General features: G+C 45.7%; 23 protein-coding genes. 7 read left to right on the forward strand and 16 right to left on the reverse strand.

Translation table 11 applies throughout. From position 1 onward, the window contains the following. Positions 1–24 precede the first annotated feature (24 nt). The 15 genes from Q0Z62_RS01645 to Q0Z62_RS01715 all read right to left on the reverse strand — a co-directional run bounded on the left by Q0Z62_RS01645 (position 25) and on the right by Q0Z62_RS01715 (position 15,806). Complete coding sequence (locus Q0Z62_RS01645) at positions 25–1,137, reverse strand: GGDEF domain-containing protein (protein WP_298050315.1); 1,113 nt, start codon at positions 1,135–1,137, stop codon at positions 25–27. 101 nt (positions 1,138–1,238) lie between these two features. Further along, the gene (locus Q0Z62_RS01650; RefSeq protein WP_298050316.1) at positions 1,239–3,266 is read right to left on the reverse strand and encodes a UvrD-helicase domain-containing protein; all 2,028 of its coding nucleotides are present in this window, start codon (positions 3,264–3,266) and stop codon (positions 1,239–1,241) included. Positions 3,267–3,272: 6 nt separating this feature from the next. Next, positions 3,273–5,318 carry a primosomal protein N' gene (locus Q0Z62_RS01655; protein WP_298050317.1) on the reverse strand — a complete coding sequence of 682 codons (2,046 nt, stop codon included), beginning with the start codon at positions 5,316–5,318 and terminating at the stop codon, positions 3,273–3,275. 62 nt (positions 5,319–5,380) lie between these two features. After that, entirely contained in the window at positions 5,381–6,457 is a 1,077-nt protein-coding gene (gene hemE, locus Q0Z62_RS01660) for a uroporphyrinogen decarboxylase (RefSeq protein WP_269900604.1), read from the reverse strand. A gap of 16 nt (positions 6,458–6,473) precedes the next feature. Next, the gene (locus Q0Z62_RS01665) at positions 6,474–7,241 is read right to left on the reverse strand and encodes a helix-turn-helix domain-containing protein (RefSeq protein ID WP_298050318.1); all 768 of its coding nucleotides are present in this window, start codon (positions 7,239–7,241) and stop codon (positions 6,474–6,476) included. A 169-nt stretch (positions 7,242–7,410) separates the two neighbouring features. Beyond that, positions 7,411–7,833: a F0F1 ATP synthase subunit epsilon gene (locus Q0Z62_RS01670; protein ID WP_269900606.1), complete on the reverse strand. Its 423-nt coding sequence runs from the start codon at positions 7,831–7,833 to the stop codon at positions 7,411–7,413. Between the two features lie 13 nt (positions 7,834–7,846). Continuing rightward, positions 7,847–9,265: a F0F1 ATP synthase subunit beta gene (gene atpD / locus Q0Z62_RS01675; protein ID WP_298050319.1), complete on the reverse strand. Its 1,419-nt coding sequence runs from the start codon at positions 9,263–9,265 to the stop codon at positions 7,847–7,849. Between the two features lie 44 nt (positions 9,266–9,309). Beyond that, entirely contained in the window at positions 9,310–10,224 is a 915-nt protein-coding gene (gene atpG / locus Q0Z62_RS01680; protein WP_269902217.1) for a F0F1 ATP synthase subunit gamma, read from the reverse strand. A gap of 63 nt (positions 10,225–10,287) precedes the next feature. Next, on the reverse strand, positions 10,288–11,829 hold the full coding sequence (atpA, locus tag Q0Z62_RS01685; protein ID WP_269900608.1) for a F0F1 ATP synthase subunit alpha: 1,542 nt from the start codon (positions 11,827–11,829) through the stop codon (positions 10,288–10,290). A 36-nt stretch (positions 11,830–11,865) separates the two neighbouring features. Continuing rightward, positions 11,866–12,402, reverse strand: a complete 537-nt coding sequence (locus Q0Z62_RS01690; RefSeq protein ID WP_269900609.1) for a F0F1 ATP synthase subunit delta — start codon at positions 12,400–12,402, stop codon at positions 11,866–11,868. Between the two features lie 14 nt (positions 12,403–12,416). Further along, positions 12,417–12,887: a F0F1 ATP synthase subunit B gene (locus Q0Z62_RS01695; protein WP_269900610.1), complete on the reverse strand. Its 471-nt coding sequence runs from the start codon at positions 12,885–12,887 to the stop codon at positions 12,417–12,419. Between the two features lie 138 nt (positions 12,888–13,025). Beyond that, on the reverse strand, positions 13,026–13,268 hold the full coding sequence (gene atpE / locus Q0Z62_RS01700; protein WP_260650178.1) for a F0F1 ATP synthase subunit C: 243 nt from the start codon (positions 13,266–13,268) through the stop codon (positions 13,026–13,028). Between the two features lie 106 nt (positions 13,269–13,374). Continuing rightward, positions 13,375–14,256 (reverse strand): F0F1 ATP synthase subunit A, encoded by an 882-nt coding sequence (gene atpB, locus Q0Z62_RS01705; protein WP_269900611.1) that lies wholly within the window; start codon positions 14,254–14,256, stop codon positions 13,375–13,377. A gap of 41 nt (positions 14,257–14,297) precedes the next feature. Further along, positions 14,298–14,777, reverse strand: a complete 480-nt coding sequence (locus Q0Z62_RS01710; protein WP_269900612.1) for an ATP synthase subunit I — start codon at positions 14,775–14,777, stop codon at positions 14,298–14,300. Positions 14,778–15,029: 252 nt separating this feature from the next. Beyond that, positions 15,030–15,806: an enoyl-CoA hydratase gene (locus tag Q0Z62_RS01715; RefSeq protein WP_298050320.1), complete on the reverse strand. Its 777-nt coding sequence runs from the start codon at positions 15,804–15,806 to the stop codon at positions 15,030–15,032. A 32-nt stretch (positions 15,807–15,838) separates the two neighbouring features. On the opposite strand from Q0Z62_RS01715, the gene Q0Z62_RS01720 reads away from it, so the two are divergent. Genes Q0Z62_RS01720 through ttcA form a run of 4 tightly spaced genes read left to right on the forward strand, consistent with a single transcriptional unit; the run spans position 15,839 to position 19,746 of the window. Then, the gene (locus Q0Z62_RS01720) at positions 15,839–17,623 is read left to right on the forward strand and encodes a M61 family metallopeptidase (RefSeq protein WP_298050334.1); all 1,785 of its coding nucleotides are present in this window, start codon (positions 15,839–15,841) and stop codon (positions 17,621–17,623) included. Beyond that, entirely contained in the window at positions 17,610–18,365 is a 756-nt protein-coding gene (locus tag Q0Z62_RS01725) for an SDR family oxidoreductase (protein WP_269900614.1), read from the forward strand. Before Q0Z62_RS01720 ends, Q0Z62_RS01725 begins: the two co-directional genes overlap by 14 nt. A 20-nt stretch (positions 18,366–18,385) precedes the next feature. Then, on the forward strand, positions 18,386–18,757 hold the full coding sequence (locus Q0Z62_RS01730; protein WP_269900615.1) for a dihydroneopterin aldolase: 372 nt from the start codon (positions 18,386–18,388) through the stop codon (positions 18,755–18,757). Positions 18,758–18,765: 8 nt separating this feature from the next. Beyond that, positions 18,766–19,746, forward strand: coding sequence for a tRNA 2-thiocytidine(32) synthetase TtcA (ttcA, locus tag Q0Z62_RS01735; RefSeq protein WP_298050321.1), 981 nt, complete (start codon positions 18,766–18,768; stop codon positions 19,744–19,746). Positions 19,747–19,812: 66 nt separating this feature from the next. On the opposite strand, the gene Q0Z62_RS01740 is transcribed toward ttcA, so the two are convergent. Next, on the reverse strand, positions 19,813–20,649 hold the full coding sequence (locus Q0Z62_RS01740; protein WP_269900617.1) for a helix-turn-helix transcriptional regulator: 837 nt from the start codon (positions 20,647–20,649) through the stop codon (positions 19,813–19,815). Positions 20,650–20,927: 278 nt separating this feature from the next. Between Q0Z62_RS01740 and Q0Z62_RS01745 the strand changes: the two genes are divergently transcribed. From Q0Z62_RS01745 to Q0Z62_RS01755, 3 genes are read left to right on the forward strand one after another with little or no spacing between them, the layout of a single operon-like run. Beyond that, a complete protein-coding gene (locus tag Q0Z62_RS01745) occupies positions 20,928–21,740 on the forward strand; it encodes a thiazole synthase (protein ID WP_298050322.1) in 813 nt (270 codons plus the stop codon). Then, positions 21,733–22,566 (forward strand): bifunctional hydroxymethylpyrimidine kinase/phosphomethylpyrimidine kinase, encoded by an 834-nt coding sequence (gene thiD, locus Q0Z62_RS01750; RefSeq protein WP_298050323.1) that lies wholly within the window; start codon positions 21,733–21,735, stop codon positions 22,564–22,566. Before Q0Z62_RS01745 ends, thiD begins: the two co-directional genes overlap by 8 nt. A gap of 17 nt (positions 22,567–22,583) precedes the next feature. Next, on the forward strand, positions 22,584–23,309 hold the full coding sequence (locus Q0Z62_RS01755) for a 5'-methylthioadenosine/adenosylhomocysteine nucleosidase (protein ID WP_298050324.1): 726 nt from the start codon (positions 22,584–22,586) through the stop codon (positions 23,307–23,309). The last annotated feature ends 37 nt before the right edge of the window (positions 23,310–23,346 follow it).

Genomic DNA, 23,346 nt, shown 5'->3' on the forward strand with positions numbered 1-23,346 from the left:
TCGTTCTTTAAGACGAAAAACATGTTAAATGCGTAATTGGTTACGCCCATTGGATTTAGCCTCATACAGTTTTTTATCCGCTTTAATAAACGACTTTTGCCAATTAAGGCAATTCGTCTTAGCCGCACCAAAACTAGCGGTTACTGCAATCTCATTGCCATCAAATGTAAAACAAGTCTGATTCAAATGAGACAACAATGGCTGCAAACTAGCCAAAAGTTCTTGTTCTGATGCAATAGGTAAAATCAATAAGAACTCCTCTCCGCCCCATCTGGACACAATAGCTTTATCGGAAAAATGCGCTTTTAAAACCTGCGAAAAGTACACCAACACCTGGTCACCAATATGATGACCATAATTATCATTAACAACTTTAAAGTGATCTAGATCTGCAATGACAAGATAAAAGTCATTATTTTTAAATTTCTTATAAAGCTGAAACTCTAGTCCACTACGATTTAACAAACCCGTCAAGCCATCATAATTATTTGCCCTACGTAGCTCATTGTACAAATCAGAAAAAGAGGCAAATAAAATCAAGCAACAATAAGCAATACTAATAAAAAAAAGAAGCAGTTGCAAAGAGACCCAGGCAGGAGCCTGATAGCCTAAAGTAAATTCATAATCAGACCAAGATAGAAGGCAAAGGCCTCTAATTAAAAACTGAATGACATATACAAAAAGGAAAAGTAGAATTAATACATCTATTTTTCTACGATTAGGCAATCGAAACAAAACAAACAAAACGCATAAAAAAGCTAAAATCGATGTGAAATTTGCCAATAAGCTAAACCATCTTTCACTAATTAACTGTAGTTCTAATAGTAAAAAAATAACGGCAAAAGCACCTGCCAATAAAAACCCAAGTCGTTTAGGGTAGACAGCTCCTCGACGTTCCAAGGTGGCTGAACCAACTAAGATGGAAGCGAATAAAAACAATAAGTTGGAGCTACTAAATAGTGTACCTATTGGGTATAAATACCCAAAAAATCGCAGCATCATACCGCCGGTATACATAACACAAGTTAATGAAAACCAGAGCAGATAACGACGATCTCTAACTTGATACCAAAGCCCAAGAAATACCAAGGCAAAGAGCAACATGATGCCGGGTGCTAGCAGTACAGCTTTCTGCATATTGTATTCAACAGATCTTATTTAAAAAATGTAGGTTCAATTTATCTCTTCTATAATAGTAACAGTGAGAGAAAGCGAAAACTAAATAAATTTGAGTAGATTTATTTTTGCAAAAGATCCTTTAACATACCTAACCGCTGTTTAGGACTCATATGTGCCTCAGCAGCCTCTACTATTGCCGTTTCGGCTAAGCCCATTTCTGTAATAAACCGAGATTTTTCTCGGACGGTGTATTCTTTGCCTCTGCGTCGACGCTTACACCAACTAAGACGTAAACTACGCTGAGCCCGTGTAATACCCACGTACATAAGACGACGCTCTTCTTGGATACGCTGAGTCATAACGGTTTCTTCTTGGCCTACCGGAATATCCTCATCGTCTCGTCCTAAATGCGGGAGCAAACCTTCTTCTACCCCTATCAAAAAAACGTGTTTATATTCCAGTCCTTTAGCCGCATGCAAGGTAGAAAGATGCACCGCATCAATTTCATCATCCTGACCGTTACGCTCTAGCATAGTAATCAAGGCCACATGCTGGGAGAGGTCGAGCAGGCTCATCTCATCTTGCTCCGCCTTTGACTTAAGCCAGCCTGTTAGCTCTAACACGTTTTGCCAACGAGACAAGGCAGGCTTATCATCAAATACGTCATAGAGATAGCCTTCGTAATTAATTGCCGAAAGCAATTCATCTAACACCACCGCACCCTCACGCCCTGTGCGCTCTGCCTTTACCCGTAAGCGGGTAATGAATTCGGAAAATACTTGCAAAGGCTTTAACTGTCTTTCTGCCAAGGTCTCTGTCAACGAAATGGCATGTATTGCTTCGAACATAGAAATTTTATGTTCCATGGCAACAGCACCTAGCTGTGTTAGTGTACCTTGCCCTATGCCGCGACGAGGGGTAGTAGCCGCCCGAATAAATGCAGGATCATCATCATGATTTGCTATTAGCCGTATATAAGCCAATATGTCGCGGATCTCTGCTTTATCAAAAAAACTTTGTCCCCCACTCATTACATAGGGAATCCGTAACTCACGTAATTGCTGCTCAATTAAACGTGCTTGCTGATTACTACGATACAACACAGCAAAATCACCCCATTGGGCCTTACGCTCAAATTTTTCCGCTGATAGGCTAATACCTACCCACTCAGATTCTGACTGTTCATCATCGCAATCTTTAATTTTAATGCCTTCACCTATACCCAAATCTGACCAAAGTTTTTTCCCAAAGACGATAGGATTATGCCCAATCACATTGTTAGCGGCCTCTAGGATACGCTGACTAGATCGATAGTTTTGCTCTAGTTTGATCAGTTTTAGATCAGGATAATCGAGTGTTAATTGATGTAGGTTTTCTACTGTTGCACCACGCCATGCATAAATGGCCTGATCATCATCCCCCACAGCTGTAAACATCGCCCTATCACCCACCAAAGCCTGTACTAGCCGATACTGGCATGTATTGGTATCTTGATACTCATCCACTAACAAATAATGCACACGCTCCTGCCAACGCTTACGAACCTGCTCATTTTGTTCTAACAATTGAGTTGGAAGTCGGATTAAATCATCAAAATCAACCGCTTGGTAGGCTCTTAGGGTTTCATCATAACTACGATAGACCTTGGCTGACTCTGCTTGGCTAGGCGTTAAAATCGCATTTGCCGCCGCGTCAGGGTTTAATAGCGCATTTTTCCATAATGAAATATCTTGTTGTACAGCCCGCAAGCGTCCTTTATCTGTGGTTGCCAAAATCTCTTGGATAATGCCTAAAGTATCATTCGAGTCCATGATAGAGAAGCGCGGTTTTAGTCCTGCTGCCTCGGCTTCCTCGCGTAGTATTTTTAAACCCAATGAATGAAACGTACTGATCGTTAGTCCTTTAGACTGTTTTTTTTCTAATAGATCTTGAACTCGCTCAGCCATTTCTAGCGCCGCTTTATTCGTAAAAGTTAAGGCGATAATACGACGCGCACTATAACCACACTCACCAATCAAATAGGCAATTTTTTGAGTAATAACACGTGTTTTACCACTACCGGCACCGGCCAAAACTAAAGCAGGCCCATTCAAATAGCGTACCGCCTCGTTCTGGGCGGGATTCAATCCTAAAGCGACAGCAGACATAATGATTTAAATATCCTGTGGATCGACCTCGAGGGTAAATTTACAGCGGTAGTGCTTGGCCAGTTCATCTAGTTGTGCCCCCCATGTTTTTAAAAAAATCTGCAAAGCCATGCGATGCTGACTTTCGATTAGCAGCTGCGCTCGCTCTATGTTTGCAACTCGCACAATACGTAAGGGGACTGCATCATATAAGAAAACGCGGTTGGCCCCAGGCATTTGAGGATGCTGTGCCCACTGTTTGGCAGTATTTAAAAAAGCCAAAGCCTGATCAATGGTTTTGGACTCGGCTGTAATTAACGCTAAATAAGCGTAGGGAGGTAAACCGACGGTTTCGCGCTGCTCTAATTCGTGTCGAGCAAAAAGTTCATAGTCTTGTTTGAGTAGCGCCTGATACACAGCCTGATCTGGGTAGTCTGTCTGGATTAAAACCCGTGCATCATCATAATGCCGACCAGCCCTACCTGACACCTGCATCAATTGGGCAAACAAACGTTCGGGAGCACGAAAATCCTGTGCAAAAAGCATCGTATCAGCATTTAACACCCCAACCAAAGCGAGATGACTAAAGTCATGCCCTTTAGATACCATCTGAGTCCCAACCAGTATATCCACCTCTCCGGCATGAACCTGTGCAAACAAGGATTCTGCGCTGCCTTTACGACGGGTGGTATCTGCATCGATACGTAGTATGCGAGCCTGTGGAAAACGCGCTAATAAGTATTCCTCTACACGCTGAGTGCCTTTACCTAATGGTTTTAAATCCACATTACCACAATCAGGGCAATGCTTAGCGACCGGACTTTGAATACCACAATGATGGCACTGCATATAATGCCTAGCGCCTTTATGCAGCACCGCATAGGCTGAGCAATGGGGGCATTGACTCAGCCACCCACATGAACCGCAGTGCAAAACAGGAGCATAGCCTCTTCTGTTGATAAAGATTAAGGACTGTTTACCAGCAGATAAGGTCTGCTCTAGGGCCTCTAGAAGCTGAGGTGACCAGCCCTGATCTAACTGCGCGCGACGGGTATCAATCAACTGAATAGTAGGTAGAGGAACCCGTTTTGCCCTTTGGGACAACACTAATAACTGATAGTGACCTTTTTGCACATGATGCCAGCTTTCTAGAGAGGGCGTGGCAGAACCTAAAACAACTGGTATTTGCATCTGCTGAGCCCGCCAAACCGCTAGGTCACGTGCCGAATAGCGCAACCCATCTTGCTGTTTGTATGAGTTATCGTGCTCCTCATCGACAATAATCAAGCCTAAATTAGGTATAGCGGCAAAAATAGCCATCCTTGTACCTAATAAAACGTGCGCACTGCCCTCTGCGGTATTAAGCCATGCCTCTAGGCGTTTTCCATCAGCAAGCGCACTGTGCATAACGGCAACTTGGTATGGCTGCCCCTCTGCATTAACCAAGCGTTGACGTAACGTTTGCTCAAACTGTGGCGTCAAGTTAATCTCCGGCACCATGAACAACACCTGCTTACCTTGGGCTAAAACAGACAGTGCCACCTGCATATAGGTTTCTGTTTTGCCGCTGCCCGTAATGCCATATAGCAGATAGCGTGCAGCCCCGGATTGAGTCCTAATTGTATCTATGGCCTGCAGTTGCTCTGCATTCAGAATAGGAGCCTCTTTTGCTTTTATTTTTTTTCCTGCTGTTTTCTTACGTTTGCGCAAACGTGATACAGGCCCTCCGTCGGCCCGCTTTCCTGTATAAGCAGCAGGACGCCGTAAAGGGGCAGGCAAAACGGGCATCACAACCTCGCCCAACGGTCTTTGATAATAATTAGCTGCAAACTGAGCTAAATCTAACCACTGGGCTGACATAGGCTCCATATCATCCAATACCATCTCGATGGCTTTGACTTGATCTGCCTGAAACTGAGGTTCGTTCGGGGTCTCAATGACCATACCAATCAACTGTCGTGGACCAAAACGAACCAGTACTCGTACGCCTATCACCACCGGCTGCGTATGGTAATAGTCAAACAACCCCGGCAAAGGCACATCAAGCGCCACCCGTAACCAGTATTTATTCATGTTGGCTTTTTGACAAAAAAGGCCCAAGAAACCTTGAGCCTAGAAAATTAGATTAAGGTGAGTTAGCCCTTGTGATGCTTAGCGCTATAACTATGAACCTCATCCACCAGTACTTTCACCATATCAGGATCAGTAAAGCGTGAAATGCCATGGCCAAAGTTAAAGACATGACCGCCATTACCCACTACCCCAAAGTCGTCAATCACACGACGAACCTCTTTACGGATGGCTTGTTCACCACCGAACATCACCATTGGATCCATATTACCTTGGAATGCCACGCTGTCTTGTAAGCGTTGACGAGCGTTAGTGAGATTAACCGTCCAGTCCACCCCTACCGCATCTGCACCGCACTGGGCAATGTCCTCGAGCCACTGACCACCACCTTTGGTAAAGACAATGACGGGAACTTTGCGACCGTCATTATCGCGGATCAAGCCATCAACCACTTTTTTGGTGTACTGCAAGGAAAACTCTTGGAAAAGAGTATCTGCCATCACACCACCCCAGCTATCAAAAATCATTGCCGCCTGAGCACCAGCACGAATCTGCTCATTTAGGTACTGAATCGTTGTTTGAGCGTTGATCTCTAGCATTTGGTGTACTAGATCAGGACGCCCATACATCATGCCTTTAATGAGACGGTAATCTGCTGAGCCTTGGCCCTCGACCATATAACAAGCGATAGTCCAAGGGCTGCCAGCAAAGCCAATCAGAGGCACTTTGCCGTCTAGTTCTTTACGAATTAACTGCACGGCATCAAAAACGTATTGCAGTTTAGACATATCCGGCACAACGAGACGCTTTACATCGTCTTCGTTACGAACCGGGTGGGCAAACTGCGGGCCTTCGCCTTCGACAAAATCCAGCCCCAAGCCCATGGCATGCGGGATAGTAAGAATATCTGAAAATAAAATTGCCGCATCTAAATCAAAACGGCGCAATGGCTGCAAAGTTACCTCGCAAGCATACTCTTTGTTCTGTGCTAATCCCATGAAGGACCCAGCCTCTGCACGAGTAGCACGATATTCGGGCAAGTAACGACCTGCCTGACGCATTAACCAAACCGGCGTGTAGGGAACTGGCTCGCGCAACAAAGAGCGTAACAAAATATCGTTTTTAAGTTGAGGTAATGACACGGCAATTCCTAAATAATCAATGCCTGCTTATTTTAACGAATTGATGCTGATCTGGGCAGGCAGATACCCGATAAACGTCAGCATCAATATTATGTTTTCGCATGAGCTCCCAAAAGGAGCGTCTATGCTTATTGGCAGCGCGCGCTGCGCGCGTAATATTACCCTGATTGCGAACTAATATCGCACGGATATACGCCTTTTCAAAACGTTGAACCACTGTATTCTTGGCCTGTTGAAAAGGCTGACTGTGCGTAGCATAACGAGTTGCTACTGCTGCGGTATAAGCATCTAAAGGGGCTGAGCTTTCAGAAACTAAATACTCATCATTTAGTGCATTTTGTTCCGCAGTAGAAATGGTAGATGAAGAACCATAATTCAGTTTTTTTTGTAATCGCTGCAGCAAAAGCTTAACACGAATAGGTAGCTCTGTTTTGAGGTTCTGGTCCGTGATGAAATCATCCGCACCTGCATCTATGACATCTTGAATAGCAATAGGTTTCAAATTTTGCACTATCGCTAAGATAGGAGTACGTAAATGTCGTCTTGCGTGATGTAGCTGACTACGCACCCAAGACAGATTAGTAGGACTAACTGCCACTAAGGCTAAGTCATAATGTAATAAGCTAAGCGCCCAATGACGTAAGCCCTGATCCACCGAATCCCCTATCAGCAGAGGCTCAAATGGGAGTGAATGCACATTCACGTTTTTATACGTCCCAGCATAAACCTGAGCCCACTGGCTTTGCTGGTCAATAAGCAATACGATATTTTTCACTGTATTCATGATGGTCTCCTTGAGTGATTTTTATATTCTGTCTTCATCATAAAAACCAAACTCAATTCAGACCATTCGTAGTTAGCGCAATTTAACGAAAAACAGTAGCGTATAAATACGTAGGCCATACACAAAATAGGCGCCATAAGGCGCCTATTTTAGCAAAGCAAAATCACGATTAATGACGTGAGATTTTGCTGAATCTGCGAGCAGCATCAGCTTGAGCCGCCAACATGGCAAGTTCAGCTTCAACTACAGCAATATCCGCTTTGTCTTTGGTATTGCGTAAAGCGTCTTCGGCACGTTTACGTGCTTCGAGGGCTTTTTGCTCATCCAAATCTGCTGCACGAATTGCGGTATCAGACAATACTGCTACCTTACCGGGTTGAACCTCGAGAATACCGCCGGCAATAAAGATATGTTCTTCAGTGCCGTCGGCTAATTCGATTTTCATGGTGCCCGGACGAATACGTGAAATCAATGGTGTATGACCAGGTAAAATACCTAATTCACCCGATTCACCTGGTAACACCACAAACTTGGCTTCACCAGAGAACATTGATTTTTCAGCGCTGACTACGTCAACTTGAAGCATTGCCATGAGTCAATCCTTATTATAGGTTTTTGGCTTTCTCGAAGGCTTCGTCAATACCACCAACCATATAGAAAGCTTGTTCAGGTAGAGTATCGCACTCACCATCAACAATCATCTTAAAGCCGCGTAGTGTTTCAGCCAACGAAACAAATTTACCAGGAGCCCCAGTAAACACTTCAGCTACGTGGAAAGGCTGAGACAAGAAGCGTTGGATTTTACGTGCGCGGGCAACAAGCAGTTTGTCTTCAGGAGACAACTCGTCCATACCCAAAATCGCAATAATATCGCGTAGCTCTTTGTAGCGTTGTAGTGTTTGCTGAACACCGCGAGCAATAGCGTAATGCTCTTCGCCAACAACTTGAGGATCAAGCTGACGACTTGTGGAATCCAATGGATCAACCGCAGGGTAGATACCTAGGGCAGCAATATCACGTGACAATACAACGGTAGAGTCTAAGTGCAAGAAAGTTGTTGCTGGTGATGGGTCAGTCAAGTCATCCGCAGGTACATAAACAGCCTGGATCGATGTAATCGAGCCGATTTTTGTTGATGTAATACGCTCTTGAAGCTTACCCATTTCCTCAGCCAATGTTGGCTGATAACCTACCGCTGAAGGCATACGTCCCAATAGAGCGGATACCTCTGTACCGGCTAGGGTGTAACGATAAATGTTATCCACGAAGAACAACACGTCACGACCTTCGTCACGGAATTTTTCAGCCATTGTTAGGCCTGACAACGCAACACGCAAACGGTTTCCGGGAGGTTCGTTCATCTGTCCGAACACCATGGAGACTTTGGATTCTTTTAGGTTGTCTAATTGAATCACGCCTGCTTCAGCCATTTCGTGGTAGAAGTCGTTACCTTCACGGGTACGCTCACCTACACCAGCGAAAACGGAAAGACCGCTGTGCTGTTTAGCGATGTTGTTAATTAGTTCGAGCATGTTAACGGTTTTACCTACACCCGCACCACCGAACAGACCTACCTTACCACCTTTAGCAAAGGGGCAAACTAAGTCAATTACTTTAATGCCGGTTTCGAGTAGCTCAACCGAAGGAGATAGCTCATCAAATTTAGGGGCGTCTTGGTGAATGGCGCGAGTCTCATCTGACTCGATAGGGCCAACCTCATCAATAGGACGGCCTAAGACGTCCATAATACGACCCAAGGTGCCTGTGCCTACAGGCACAGAAATAGGAGCACCTGTGTTTGATACGCCCATACCACGGCGTAAACCATCACTGGAACCCATAGCAATAGTGCGGACAACACCGTCACCTAATTGCTGTTGCACTTCAAAAGTTAAGTCGGCCTCTGCAAATTTAGAATTTGCATCAACTAGCTTGAGTGCATCATAAACCTTTGGAATGCTGTCGCGGGGGAACTGAATATCCACCACGGCGCCGATGCACTGAACGATGGTACCGTTGCTCATGTTTAGTCCTTGCTTAATAACGTATACGGTAAGCCTAGCGATAATTAAACCGCAGCGGCTCCCCCCACGATTTCAGAAATCTCTTTAGTAATAGCAGCCTGACGAGTTTTGTTGTAAACCAACTGTAATTCGTCAATGACCTTCGAGGCATTGTCGGAAGCAGATTTCATTGCAACCATACGTGCCGATTGTTCCGATGCCATGTTTTCAGCTACTGCCTGGTAAACTAGACCTTCGACGTAGCGCTGTAATAGCTCATCAATAACGGTCTTTGCATCAGGTTCGTAGATGTAATCCCAGCCATACTCGGAATTATTTACATCTTGTGCGGCCTCAACGGATTCATCCTCACCATTTTGAAAGGGGTCTTTTAGACCGCTTGGCAATGGCAATAAACGAATAAACATAGGGTCTTGTTTCATGGTGTTCACAAAGCGAGTACCGGCTAAGTAAACGGCATCAATTTTGCCATCCATGTAATCATCAAGCTGCACTTTTACTGCGCCAATCAAACGAGAAAGATTAGGTTCATCGCCTAACTGGACTTCTTGGGAGACCAAGTTCGCACCAACACGAGCCAACGTTGACGCACCTTTGCTACCTAAAGCAGTGGTTTGAACCTTGACATTCTTGTCAGCGAGCTCACGCAAACGATTCAATACCAAACGCGTAATGTTGGTATTCAAGCCACCACATAACCCTTTATCTGTAGTAATCATCACAATCCCCACAGCTTTTAGCTCTTTGCTTTCAACCATGTAAGGGTGTGTGTACTCAGGGTGTGCCTGCATTAAACGTGCAGCAATTTGACGCACTTTAACTGCATAAGGACGGCCAGCACGCATACGTTCCTGCGCTTTGCGCATTTTGGATGCTGCTACCATCTCCATGGCTTTGGTGATCTTGCTCGTATTTTGTACGCTCTTGATCTTTGTACGAATTTCTTTAATTCCGGCCATCACACTTTCCTGTAAAGGCATTGTTGAGCCTGCTTATGCAGGCCCACTCAATGTGCCTATGAGTTAGAATGCGCCGTTCTTTTTAAAGTCTGCGATAGCAGCAGCTAATTCAGTTTCATCTTCTTTGCTGAGCTTGTTGTTATCAGCAATGCGTTGAACCAAATCAGCGTGTTTACTGCGTAGCGAGTCTTTAAGCGCTTTTTCAAATGGCAATACCTGCTCAACTTCGAGGTCATCAAAGTAGCCGTTATTCACAGCATATAGAGCGACAGACATTTCCCATACAGGTAGTGTTACATATTGTGGCTGTTTTAATAGCTCAACAACACGACGACCACGCTCTAACTGACGACGAGTTGCTTCGTCTAAGTCAGAAGCAAACTGCGCGAAAGCAGCCAATTCACGGTACTGAGCCAAGTCGGTACGAATACCACCAGACATTTTTTTCATTACGTTGGTTTGCGCCGCACCACCAACACGTGACACCGAAATACCCGCGTTAATCGCAGGACGGATACCAGCGTGGAACAAGTCAGTTTCCAAGAAAATCTGACCGTCAGTAATTGAAATTACGTTGGTTGGAACGAAAGCAGAAACGTCACCTGCTTGGGTTTCAATAATAGGTAACGCAGTTAAAGAACCGGTTTTACCTTTTACTGCACCGTTTGTGAATTTCTCTACGTATTCAGCGTTTACACGAGCTGCACGCTCTAGTAGACGAGAGTGTAAGTAGAACACATCACCAGGGTAAGCTTCACGGCCTGGAGGACGACGCAATAGTAGAGATACTTGACGGTAAGCCCAAGCTTGTTTAGTCAAGTCATCGTATACGATTAGCGCGTTTTCACCACGGTCACGGAAGTACTCACCCATAGTACAACCAGCATAAGGAGCCAAGTACTGCATAGCAGCGGACTCAGATGCAGGAGCTGCCACAACGATGGTGTATTCCAATGCACCGTGTTCTTCGAGTTTACGTACTACGTTGTTAATTGTGGAGGCTTTTTGACCTACCGCAACGTAAATACATTTAACGTTTTTACCTTTTTGGTTGATGATCGTATCAACAGCAACCGCAGTTTTACCTGTTTGACGGTCACCAATGATAAGCTCGCGCTGACCACGACCAATCGGTACCATGGCGTCAATCGCCTTAATACCGGTTTGTAGAGGCTCATCAACAGATTGACGTGCAATTACCCCAGGGGCAACTTTTTCGATAACGTCAGTTTCTTTAGCGTTGATAGGGCCCTTACCATCGATCGGGTTACCTAGCGTATCAACCACGCGGCCTAGTAATTCTGGGCCTACGGGAACTTCTAGAATACGACCTGTTGTTTTAACGGGGTCGCCTTCGGAAATGCTAGTGTACTCACCCAAAACCACAGCACCAACGGAATCACGCTCTAGGTTAAGCGCCAAACCGAAAATGTTGTTGGGGAATTCAAGCATTTCACCCTGCATCACATCGGATAAACCGTGGATACGAGTAATACCGTCAGTCACGGATACCACCGTGCCTTGGGTGCGAACGTCTGTGGACACGCTTAAGCCTTCAATTCGGCTTTTTAGCAGTTCGCTGATCTCAGACGGGTTAAGTTGCATGTTCAGACTCCTGGAATCCTGTAATCTGGCCGGCGATCAAGCTGCCAGTGTGTCGCGCATACGGGCCAGCTGGGCCTGCACGGAAGTGTCTAGTACTTGGTCACCAACCATTACGCGTACACCACCGATCAGAGCAGCGTCCACGGTCACCTCGGGTATAAGTTTTAAGCCGAATTTCTTTTCGAGCCCGGCAACGAGATCGTTGACTTGCTCTTGGCTTAATTCATAGGCGCTCGTAATGTGCGCCAACTCAGTACCCTCGAGTTGGTGTTTTAAAACCTCAAATTGCTCGGCGATTTGGGGCAAAAGCAATACTCGCTCGTTGCCTACCAGCAATTCAAGGAAGTTCCGCGCTTTGTCAGAAAGCGGGGTTTTCATCAGACCTGCAAAAAGCTCGTAACGCTGTTGGTTAGAAAGTCCTGGTGTAGCTAGTACTTTATTAACCTCTGGGTGACCGGCCACCTGAGCCATTTCGGACAACAGGGCCGACCACTGCTCTAGCGTCCCCTCATTGCGTGTAGACGCAAAAAGAGCCTCGGCGTAAGGTCTGGCAATAGTCGATAGTTCAGCCATGGCCTGCCTTCAGATTAAAGTTGAGCCTTAAGCTGCTCTAGCAGCTGGGCATGCGCTTTGGAGTCAACTTCGCGTTGCAGAATCTGCTCGGCGCCTTTAACTGCCAACACCGCTACCTCGCCACGCAATGTATCGCGTAGACGTTGTACTTCTTGGGCAGCGTCCTGTTGAGCTTGCGCAATAATGCGCGCTTTTTCCGCTTCTGCCTCGTGGCGAGCCTGTTCGATTAGCGCAGCAGCTTGCTTTTCAGCATCAGCCAAGCGCGAATGGTTATCAGACTTTGCGGAAGCTTCCATCAGACTGATACGTGCCTGAGCTTGAGCGAGGTCAGCCTTGCCTTTTTCGGCGGCGGCTAAGCCATCAGCGATTTTCTGGCGACGATCATCGATTGCTTTTGTCAGGGGTGGCCATACGAATGTCATCGTAAACCATGCCAAGACGAAAAACACGATCATCTGAAAAAAGAGAGTCGCGTTTAAATTCACGGTCGTTTCCCTTATATACCACTCGTGTCCGGCGCTTGGAAGCTACCTGACACTATCTAATCAAGCCGCTTGCGGCGCATGAATGAGCACCGCTTACGACTGCCTGTCCGCCTTGGGGCCAGCGGACCCGCGCCGCAATTAACCGATAAAAGGGTTAGCGAACGCAAACAACATGGCAATACCAACACCAATTAGGAAGGCCGCATCAATTAGACCTGCTAAAAGGAACATTTTGGTTTGCAAAGCGTTCATTAGCTCAGGTTGGCGAGCAGAAGCTTCTAGGTACTTACCACCCATTAGAGCAATACCGATACTGGCACCAAACGCACCCAGACCGACGATAATACCGCAAGCAAGGGCAACGAAAGCAACGTTGGTCATGACAACTCCTTGGTTAAAAATCTTATGAGTTCAAAATTACAAAAAAACGGCGTAGCAGAAGGATTCTGCATCCCGGTTTCGGTGACCGACCAAAACCGGAAACTGATTAATGGCTTTCGTGAGCCTGACCGATATATACCAGTGTCAGCATCATGAAAATAAATGCCTGTAAAAGCACGATTAAGATGTGGAAAATAGCCCACACAGAACCAGCTAATACATGGCCAATACCCAAGCCAAGGCTTGCGCCATTAAACCCTGTCCATGCACCGCCCAATAGAGCGATAAGCATGAAAACTAATTCACCAGCAAACATGTTGCCGAACAACCGCATACCGAGCGACACTGTTTTTGCGCCGTATTCGATTAGGTTGAGGAGAATATTAAATGGTGAAAGCAATACACCTGCTATCCCACCAAACGTGAAGGGAGCAGTAAAGAGTTCTTTGACGAAACCACCGGGTTTTTTGATCTTGATGCTGTAGTAAAGCGTAAGCAATAGCACACCTAAAGACATACCCATTGGTACGTTTAAGTCAGCAGTAGGCAAAATACGATGGTAATACAATGGATCGCCAGTTTCGGCACCTAAGCCTGTAGTAGCAAAAGTCCAAGGCAACAAGTCGACTGGTAATAAGTCGAGCACGTTCATTAGGACAATCCATAAGAAAATAGTCAGTGCCAACGGAGCAACGAAACGACGTGAGTCTTCGTTATGCACAATAGACTTAGCTTGATCTTCGACCCAGCTAACTAAAATTTCAATCGCGGCTTGAAAGCGACCAGGTACACCAACCGTGGCTGAACGTGCAGCACGGTACATGATGTAGACGGCAATAAAGCCCATTAGCAACGACCAAAATACGGAGTCGTAGTTGATAACGCTGAAATTAGCGAGTACATCCTGTTTAGCACCCACGTTGTTCAAGTGAACTAAGTGATGTTGGATGTAATCTGACTGAGGCGAATTAGCACTAGCAGCAGCCATCTGTAATTACCCTGTTATGTTAAAGGCCTATAAGCCCACGATTAAGGCAGCCTGCCTAAAGCAAGCAGCACTACGTATCCCTTTAAAACGCCTATTAAGCCAAACAATAACGCTGGCCACACTAACCAAGACTGAAATTGCCAAGCCGCAAGGCCCAAAATAGCAATAGCAGAGCCTAGCTTAAAAACCTCGCCCATAAAAAAGGACGCGGGATTTGCATTTGCCCCACCCATCAACCCCAGAAGCAATCGTACAGCGAATAAAGTATTAGGAATAAAGTAAGCTCCGGCCCCAATGAGCGCAGATGCAGCTGCATCCCTACCACCAAACCACCACGAAAGCAGTGTAACCATCAAAGCAAGTAGTGCTTGCGCACAAAGTATTTGCACTATACCTAGTGAAGAGCGACGCGCCAAGCGCTGTCGTTGTTCAGGTGTTAGCACAACGGCTTTGGTTTCTGTTTGATTTACAGCCGTCTGCATAGGCAGAACCGACTGATTAGGCTTGTTGACCTGCTGCATATCCCAGTATCTCCCAGTAAAATATTGCAAAGAGCTTTGAAAAATCAGGCTATTTTGCGTTAAAGTGGTCGTACAAAAAGATAAGCGGCCGACGTCAAGCCCATGAAGTATAGCGTTATTTTTTTGTTGCAAGCAAATCTGTTTTGCTTTTTGTGCAACAAATAACAACTATTTCTTATAAAAAACCACAATAAACCTAGGGCAAACCCTTGCGAAAGCCGCATACAGCAAGGGTTATACCCCTATTGAAATTTATTTATGCTTAAAGTCCGGCTGACGCTTTTCTACAAAGGCATTCATGCCCTCTTTTTGGTCTTCCGTGGCAAATAGTCCATGAAAGTTACGTCGCTCAAACATTAATCCCTCTGCCAAACTGCTTTCATAGGCACGATTAATACTTTCTTTGGCCATCATCACAGAAGGCAAAGACATGGATGCAATGGTTTGCGCCACATCCATGGTTTCTTCCATCAACTTTTCTGTTGGTACCACACGAGACACCAACCCCATGGCATCAGCCTCTGTGGCATTTATCATGCGAGCTGTTAAGATCAGGTCCATCGCTTTCGCTTTACCAATGGCGCGCGGTAAGCGTTGCGTACCACCATAGCCGGGAATAATGCCTAGTTTAATCTCAGGCTGACCAAAGCGAGCATTTTCTGCAGCGATAATCATGTCACACAACATGGCAAGCTCACAGCCTCCGCCCAACGCATACCCCGCTACAGCAGCAATCATCGGCTTACGAATTTGACGTAGATATTGCCAATCCCCACCCAAGTAATCATTATTATAGACATCGCTAAAGCCCCAGTCTTTCATGGCTCCAATGTCAGCTCCGGCCGCAAACGCTTTTTCGTTACCGGTCAAGACAATAACGCTGATATCCGGATCTGCCTCAAATTGGCGTGCTGCAGCAGCAATTTCAGCAACCACGTCGTTATTCAGGGCATTTAATGCTTTGGGACGATTTAATGTTAAAACTCCAACACGACCATGAGTTTCAATCAGAACTAACGATTCGCTCACATTGCCTCCGCTTATTACGTAAAATAAAAATGATGAACTACGATAAAAATCTCTACCAGCTTAGTTTCAATGACCTTCATGGCCATCGACTTTCTATACAGCTTGATATTGCTCAGCCTAATCCCCAAGGACAAAAATTATTTTTACCTGCTTGGATTCCAGGGAGCTATTTATTACGTGACTTTAGTCGCCAAATAGAAAGCATACAAGCCTTTAGCAATGGTAACCCAATTACAATTAATAAAACGGCCAATCATGAGTGGTTATGCGCGCCGTGCAAAGGGCCTTTAACTATTTCTTATGTGGTTTATGCTTGGGATTTATCAGTACGCAGCGCTCACATTGATGACAGTCATGCTTTTTTTAATGGAACCAGTGTATTTTTAGGCGTAGAGGGCCAAGAACAACAGCCATGCTTAGTTCATCTTGAGCGCCCTGCAACCAAGCCGGACTGGAAAGTCTACACTAGCTTACCAGAAGCAACCGCTTATCCAGCTGCAGCAAAACGCCATGACTTTGGACTCTACGAGGCGCCTAATTATGACGCACTGATTGACCATCCTTTCGAAATAGGCACGCCTCAATATATTCAATTTACGGCATACGGGGCTAGTCACGAACTGGTGTTCACGGGGACGGCTCCTGCACTGGACTTAGAGCGCATAGCAGACGATGTCAAAAGAATATGTGAGGCGCAAATTGCGCTGTTTGAACCGGAAAGTAAATACGTTCCTTTTTTAGATAGCTCTGATCGCTATGTTTTTATGACAATGGTCACAGCCGACGGCTACGGTGGTCTGGAACACAGAAGCTCTACGGCATTAATGGCCCCTCGCTCTGGCTTACCTACCCTTAGTGCGGATAAAACAAAAAAAACCAAAGGCTACCTAGACTTTCTCGGCTTAGTTAGTCATGAATACTTTCATACATGGAACGTCAAACGTATTAAACCAGCGGCTTTTGCCCCCTATGATTTATTACGTGAAAATCACACTAAGCTGCTTTGGGTCTTTGAAGGATTTACCTCCTATTATGATGAACTCATGTTGTGGCGCTCAGGGGTCATAGACCAATCTACCTTTTTAAAACGCCAAGCAGACAACCTGAATGCGGTCATGCGTACAGGAGGTCGCTATAAGCAATCCACCGCTGAAAGCTCCTTTGACACATGGACACGTTTTTACAAACAAGACGAGAATTCTCCGAATGCGTTAGTTAGCTACTACAGCAAAGGGGCTTTGGTTGCTTTAGCTTTAGACTTACACATACAACACCACAGCCAAAACCAATACAGCTTAGACGACGTAATGCGTTTAATGTGGCAGCGGTATGGACGTGATTTCTACACTAAACAGGCTATTGGTGTTCCTGAGAATGCCATGCCTGCTTTGATCTTAGAGGCCACAGGTGTTGATACTAGCGAACTTATTCACCGCTATGCCGAGGGCCGTGAAGACCCCCCATTAGTTGATTTATTTGCACTGCACGACATTATTTTGCAAAAAAAACCCACCTCGACCACGCCCTCTTTAGATGTACGACTCAAACAAAACCAACAGGATGTAGAGCTAGCAACGGTTTATGAAAATGGGGCCGCTCATTTAGCAGGGCTATCGGCTGGGGATGTTGTGGTCGCTATCAATGGATTACGTGTGCAATCCGCATCGCAACTAGAGCAACTACTGGGGACATATCCTATGGGCAGTCAGGTCGAATGCCATGTTTTTCGACGTGATGAGCTACGTACCTACAAGGTAACTATTCAACCATCCATCATTGAATCGTTTGAATTTATTAATCACCATGAGTCAGACTAAAACAGCATTAATTACGGGCGCTGCAAAACGCTTAGGCAAACATATGGCCTTAGCGTTGGCGGCTGACGGCTGGGATATTGCTCTGCACTATCATCGCTCACTCTCTGAGGCAGAAATAACGGCGTCAGAGATACGCCTATTAGGACAGCGATGTGAGTTATTTTGCGCAGACCTACATGCCGAAAAGGCCGGGCAGCAACTCATGCAGGCGGTGATTGCAAAAATGGGGCCTGTTCAGCTGTTAATAAATAACGCTGCACTGTTTGAATACGATAGCGCAACTGATTTTTCTGCTCTTTGCTTACAACAACACCTAGGTGCTAACCTAATTGCTCCTCTCGAACTTATTCAGGCATTAGCCACACAAAAACCACAAAAAAGCGCTGCTGTCGCCATAAATATGCTGGATCAAAAACTTTGGGGCTACAATCCTGATTTTTTCTCTTATACCTTATGTAAGGCTGCGCTAAAATCGGCCACTATTATGATGGCTCAAGCACTGGCCCCACATGTACGCGTTGTAGGTATAGCTCCTGGCTTAACCTTACCTAGCCACCTACAGAGCCCAGAGGATTTTGAGCGCACGCACCAACTATCTCCGTTAGGCCATGGCAGCAGCGCCGAGGACATTTGCCGTACTGTGCTGTATGTTGCAAATACGCCTAGCCTAACAGGCAGTTGTATTGTGGTGGACGCCGGACAGCATTTGCTAGGCTTACAACGCGATTTCAGCTTACTTTAAATTTTGGAAGTACCCGTTTTATGACTACCCGCCCTACTTTGCGTCGCATTTTTTTTAAACAGTTGACCATCGACGCACGCATTGGGATTCTGGAGCATGAGCTACGCGCCACCCAGCCTATTTACATTGATGCTGAGTTTGATACGGTAGTTAATCAGCCTAGTGATGACCATGACATAGATAGCGTTTTAGATTATCGCCAATTACGTCAAACCATTATTAATTGCTGTACTAAACAACACGTTAATCTATTAGAAACATTAATAGAAAATACAGCCCACTCTCTATTAGAACAATTCCCTGATGTAATGCGTGTTCAATTACGCATTAGCAAACCCAATGCATTTACTGACTGCGCAGCAGTTGGTATAGAAATTGAATTACAGCGCTAGAGCAAATCATGTCAAATACTACTGAATTTCCAACCAAAGCTGAATTAAAACAAAAACACGAAAACAATAAACTAGAGAAGCGTTTATTAAGAGAAGCCGGTCGTGCGATTGGCGATTTTAATATGATCGAAGATGGCGACAAAGTCATGGTCTGTCTATCAGGGGGCAAAGACTCGTATGGTTTACTCGATATTTTACTCAAGCTAAAAGCTCGCGCGCCCATTCACTTTGATATAGTGGCTGTCAATCTAGATCAAAAACAGCCCGGTTTCCCTGATGATGTATTACCTAAATATCTAGAAAGCATTGGGGTGGATTATCATATTGAGACTCAAGACACCTACTCAATTGTAACTAGAGTGATTCCTGAGGGTAAAACATACTGCTCACTCTGCTCACGTCTGCGCAGAGGCATTTTATACCGTGTAGCCGAAGAGCTAGGTGCAACTAAAGTCGCTTTAGGGCATCATCGCGATGATATTTTAGCCACGTTTTTTCTTAATCTATTTTATGGTGGTCGCCTAAAAGCCATGCCACCTAAATTGCAATCCGATAATGGCAAACATATCGTGATTCGCCCCTTGGCATATGTAGCTGAAAAAGACCTTATTGCCTATGCCAAGCTGCGTGAATTCCCTATTATCCCCTGTAATTTATGCGGTTCCCAAGAAAACCTAAAACGCCAAGAGGCAAATCGCATGATTGCCGAATGGGATCAGAAGTTTCCAGGCCGCACTTGGAATGTATTTGGCGCACTAAATGCCGTCGTTCCCTCTCATCTCATGGATAGAGAGCTATTTGATTTTCAAAATTTAAGCGTAACAGGGACGCCAAACCCTGACGGTGATACGGCCTTTGATGCACAGGATTTCAAACAAGATCCAGCCGCAGTCCGATTTGGGGAGGACGAGTCGGACTGCGCAGAGCTAGACACCACCAACCCGATGCCTCGCGTTATCCCTTTACAACGCGTCCCTAGCGAAAGCTAATAAAACGCATTATCAACTAGCGGCTATATTGATTAGCCGCTATTTTTTATTCTCTACCCACGATGGCTAGCTAACCGCTGTTTCACCAGACGGTAATAACATAACCAGTTTGCAATCAGTTCGTACCGCCAATCGAAAAGTAAACTGCTGAAACACCAAACCACCCTGTAGCGGGTGATTAAACTCACGCACCCCGCCCTCTCGCTCCGTCACCATTTGCCGCCCCCACCACTGAGTAAATACAGGACTTTGCTCTTGTAGCTCGGCGACTAAAGCCCGCACCTCTGGCTCATCTACATGCACGCCCACATCAGCCCGAAACTCAGCCACCACACGTCGCGCACGCTGCTCCCACCCCACCACTAAATCTCTAGCTGCGGCATCCAAAAAGATATAGCGTAATAAGTTTGGCTTAGCACTGTTATCAGGCCAACCAGCAAATAGATCCAATAACGCCGTATTACGGGTCAATACATTCCAGCTACGATCCAAAATGTAGGCGGGTGCTGCGATATGATCCACACAGTCGCTCAGTCCCTGAGGCAAAGGTTTCAGCACCGCCTTATCTGCCTCTGGATCAGTACATTCAGCCAAATCAAATAAATACTGTCGCTCAGCACGTGATAGTTTCAGTGTTTTCGCTAAACGAGCACAAACAGTGGGCGAGACAGACACATTTCTACCTTGCTCAATCCAGGTATACCACGTCACACTAATAGAGCATAATTGGGCGATTTCCTCTCGGCGTAAACCGGGCGTGCGCCTACGCGCGCCCAAGGGCAAGCCCCAATCTTGGGGCTGCACATGAGCCCGGGCTTCGCGCAAAAAATTACCCAATACTTTGCGCCGCAATGCCGCGGATGTAATCTGCGCTGCAGCGATCTCTACGTTATCTGTCGCCATTGGCCTCGTTCGTCACCCTGTAAATCATCATTTTCAAATAATCAACGCGTTTTATTCGCCTTGTTTTTATGAAAATCATTGTACAACCCAGATCCATCAACAACGCAACTCATTAACCTCTCATTACGCTTAGCCCCTACCGTACAGTCCTAAACTAAGCAAATACCTCCGCATCCCATCTAGCAGAGACGGTTTTACCAACTAAAACTTACTAAATCGTTTATGCTTAGGGGTATTATTTAGGCTGTAACAACAGCCACCAACTGATATCTATCACCATGATGCAAACTACCCCTAACGATCCTTTTATTATTGCTGGAAAAACCTACTCCTCACGTCTCTTAGTAGGCACGGGTAAATATAAAGACTTTGAAGAAACTCGCAAAGCCATTGATGTCAGTGGCGCAGAGATTATCACGGTTGCGATACGTCGTACCAATATCGGTCAAGACCCAAATCAACCGAGCTTACTTGATTACGTTCCACCCTCAAAATTCACGATTTTGCCTAATACTGCCGGCTGCTACACCGCTGATGATGCGGTACGTACTTTACGCTTAGCTCGTGAACTCTTAGATGGTCACAACTTAGTCAAACTCGAAGTCCTTGGCGATGCAAACAACTTATTCCCTAACATGCCTGAAACCTTAAAAGCCGCTAAAACCCTAGTGGACGAAGGTTTCGATGTCATGGTGTATTGCGCTGACGATCCGATTCAATGCAAGATGCTTGAGGACATTGGTTGTATTGCCATCATGCCTTTAGCCTCATTAATTGGTTCCGGCATGGGAATCATTAACCCTTGGAATTTGCGTCTTATTATTGATCAGTCCTCTGTGCCTGTATTGGTTGATGCTGGCGTAGGGACGGCATCTGATGCCACGATTGCCATGGAACTAGGCTGCGATGGGATCTTAATGAATACCGCTATTGCAGGGGCTAAAAACCCTATTCTAATGGCTGCCGCCATGAAACACGGTGTACTTGCAGGTCGTCAAGCTTATTTAGCTGGTCGTATCCCCCGCAAATACTATGATGCAGACCCTAGCTCTCCTGCCGAGGGCTTAATCCACTCTCGTACTAATGCATAGAACTATTCCTAGTACCCTAACTATCGCTGGCGTAGACCCCTCAGGGGGCGCTGGCGTTTTAGCCGATATTAAAGCCATGAGCGCCTTGGGTGCTTATGCTACTGGTGTAATTGCCGCTCTTACCGCACAAAGCACCCAAGGTGTGACAGGTATTTATCCTGTGGATCCCAGCTTCATTAAACAGCAAATTGATACACTGTTTAATGATGTACGCATTGATGCTGTCAAAATTGGAATGCTTGGGCAACAACCGGTTATCCGTACAGTGGTAGATGCCTTAGCTCAGTGGAAACCCAAACATCTGGTTTTAGACCCTGTTATGGTGGCGAAAAGTGGTGATCACTTATTAGAAAAAGCAGCTACCTCTGAGATGCGAGAGGCCATGCTTCCGTTATCCACCATGATTACCCCAAATCTACCCGAGGCAGGGGTATTGCTTGAAATGCGTCCCGCTGAAACCGTAAAAGAAATGTATGGGGTCGCTGAGAAACTACGTCGTTTAATGGCTGACAAAGAAGATCGCTGGGTCTTTTTGAAAGGTGGGCATCTACCTGGCTCTGAATGCACGGACTTGCTCTATAACGGCGATAAAATGATTGAAATGCCTGCCCAACGTATCAATACAAAAAATACGCATGGTACAGGTTGCACCCTTTCTGCTGCTCTGGCGGCTCTGTTACCCCAAACTACTGATGCAGTGCAAGCCGCTAAAGCCGCTAAAGAATACCTCTATAAAGCCATTGCTCGTTCTGGGGACTTAACCGTGGGCTCTGGACATGGCCCTGTCAATCATTTTCATGCTTGGTGGCAGCCCATTACCCCTTAATTATGACAAAAATCTCTATGAATTATCCGTTAACAGGCATTATTGTTGCCATGCAAGAAGAACTCGAAGTCATCTTGCAGTCATTAGATAAAGAAAAAACCGTAGACCGTGCTGGTATGCAGTTTCATGTAGGCCATTATGCCGGACGCCCTGTTGTGGCGGTTATTTGTGGGATTGGCAAGGTCAATGCCGCCCTCTGTACCCAAATTATGATTTCAGAATTTAAAACAGAGCAAATCATCAATCTGGGGGTTGCAGGTGGCTTAGGCGCTGACATTAAGCCTGGGGATATCGTCATCTCAGACTCCCTCGTGCAGCATGATATGGATGTCAGTGTATTTGACTTGCCTAAAGGACAAATCCCACGCTTAGACGTCTTCGACTTCAAAGCCGACCCAAAAATGCTTCAAGCCGCGATCAGTGCCAGTGAGCAAATTACGGAACATAATCATTTTGTAGGTCGTATTGTTACAGGTGATCAGTTTGTCGCCAGCCCCGAGGGAGCCAAGGCTCTGCATGAGGACTTCAATGCCCTTGCCTGTGAAATGGAAGGGGCAAGCATCGCCCATGTGTGTCACGTCAACCATATTCCTTTCGTTTGCATACGTTCTATTTCAGACAATGCAAACAGTGGTGCACACATGGATTTTGCACAATTTACCCCTATTGCGGTAGCCAATGCCAGCGTGTTGTTGCAAAATATGATTCCACTCTGTGACGCAACTCCACCCGCTCACGCGTAGTTCAAGGCATAATAATGCCATGGCGTAGGTTCCACCT

It is taken from the genome of uncultured Paenalcaligenes sp. (assembly GCF_947630565.1).
GTDB lineage: Bacteria > Pseudomonadota > Gammaproteobacteria > Burkholderiales > Burkholderiaceae_B > Paenalcaligenes > Paenalcaligenes faecalis.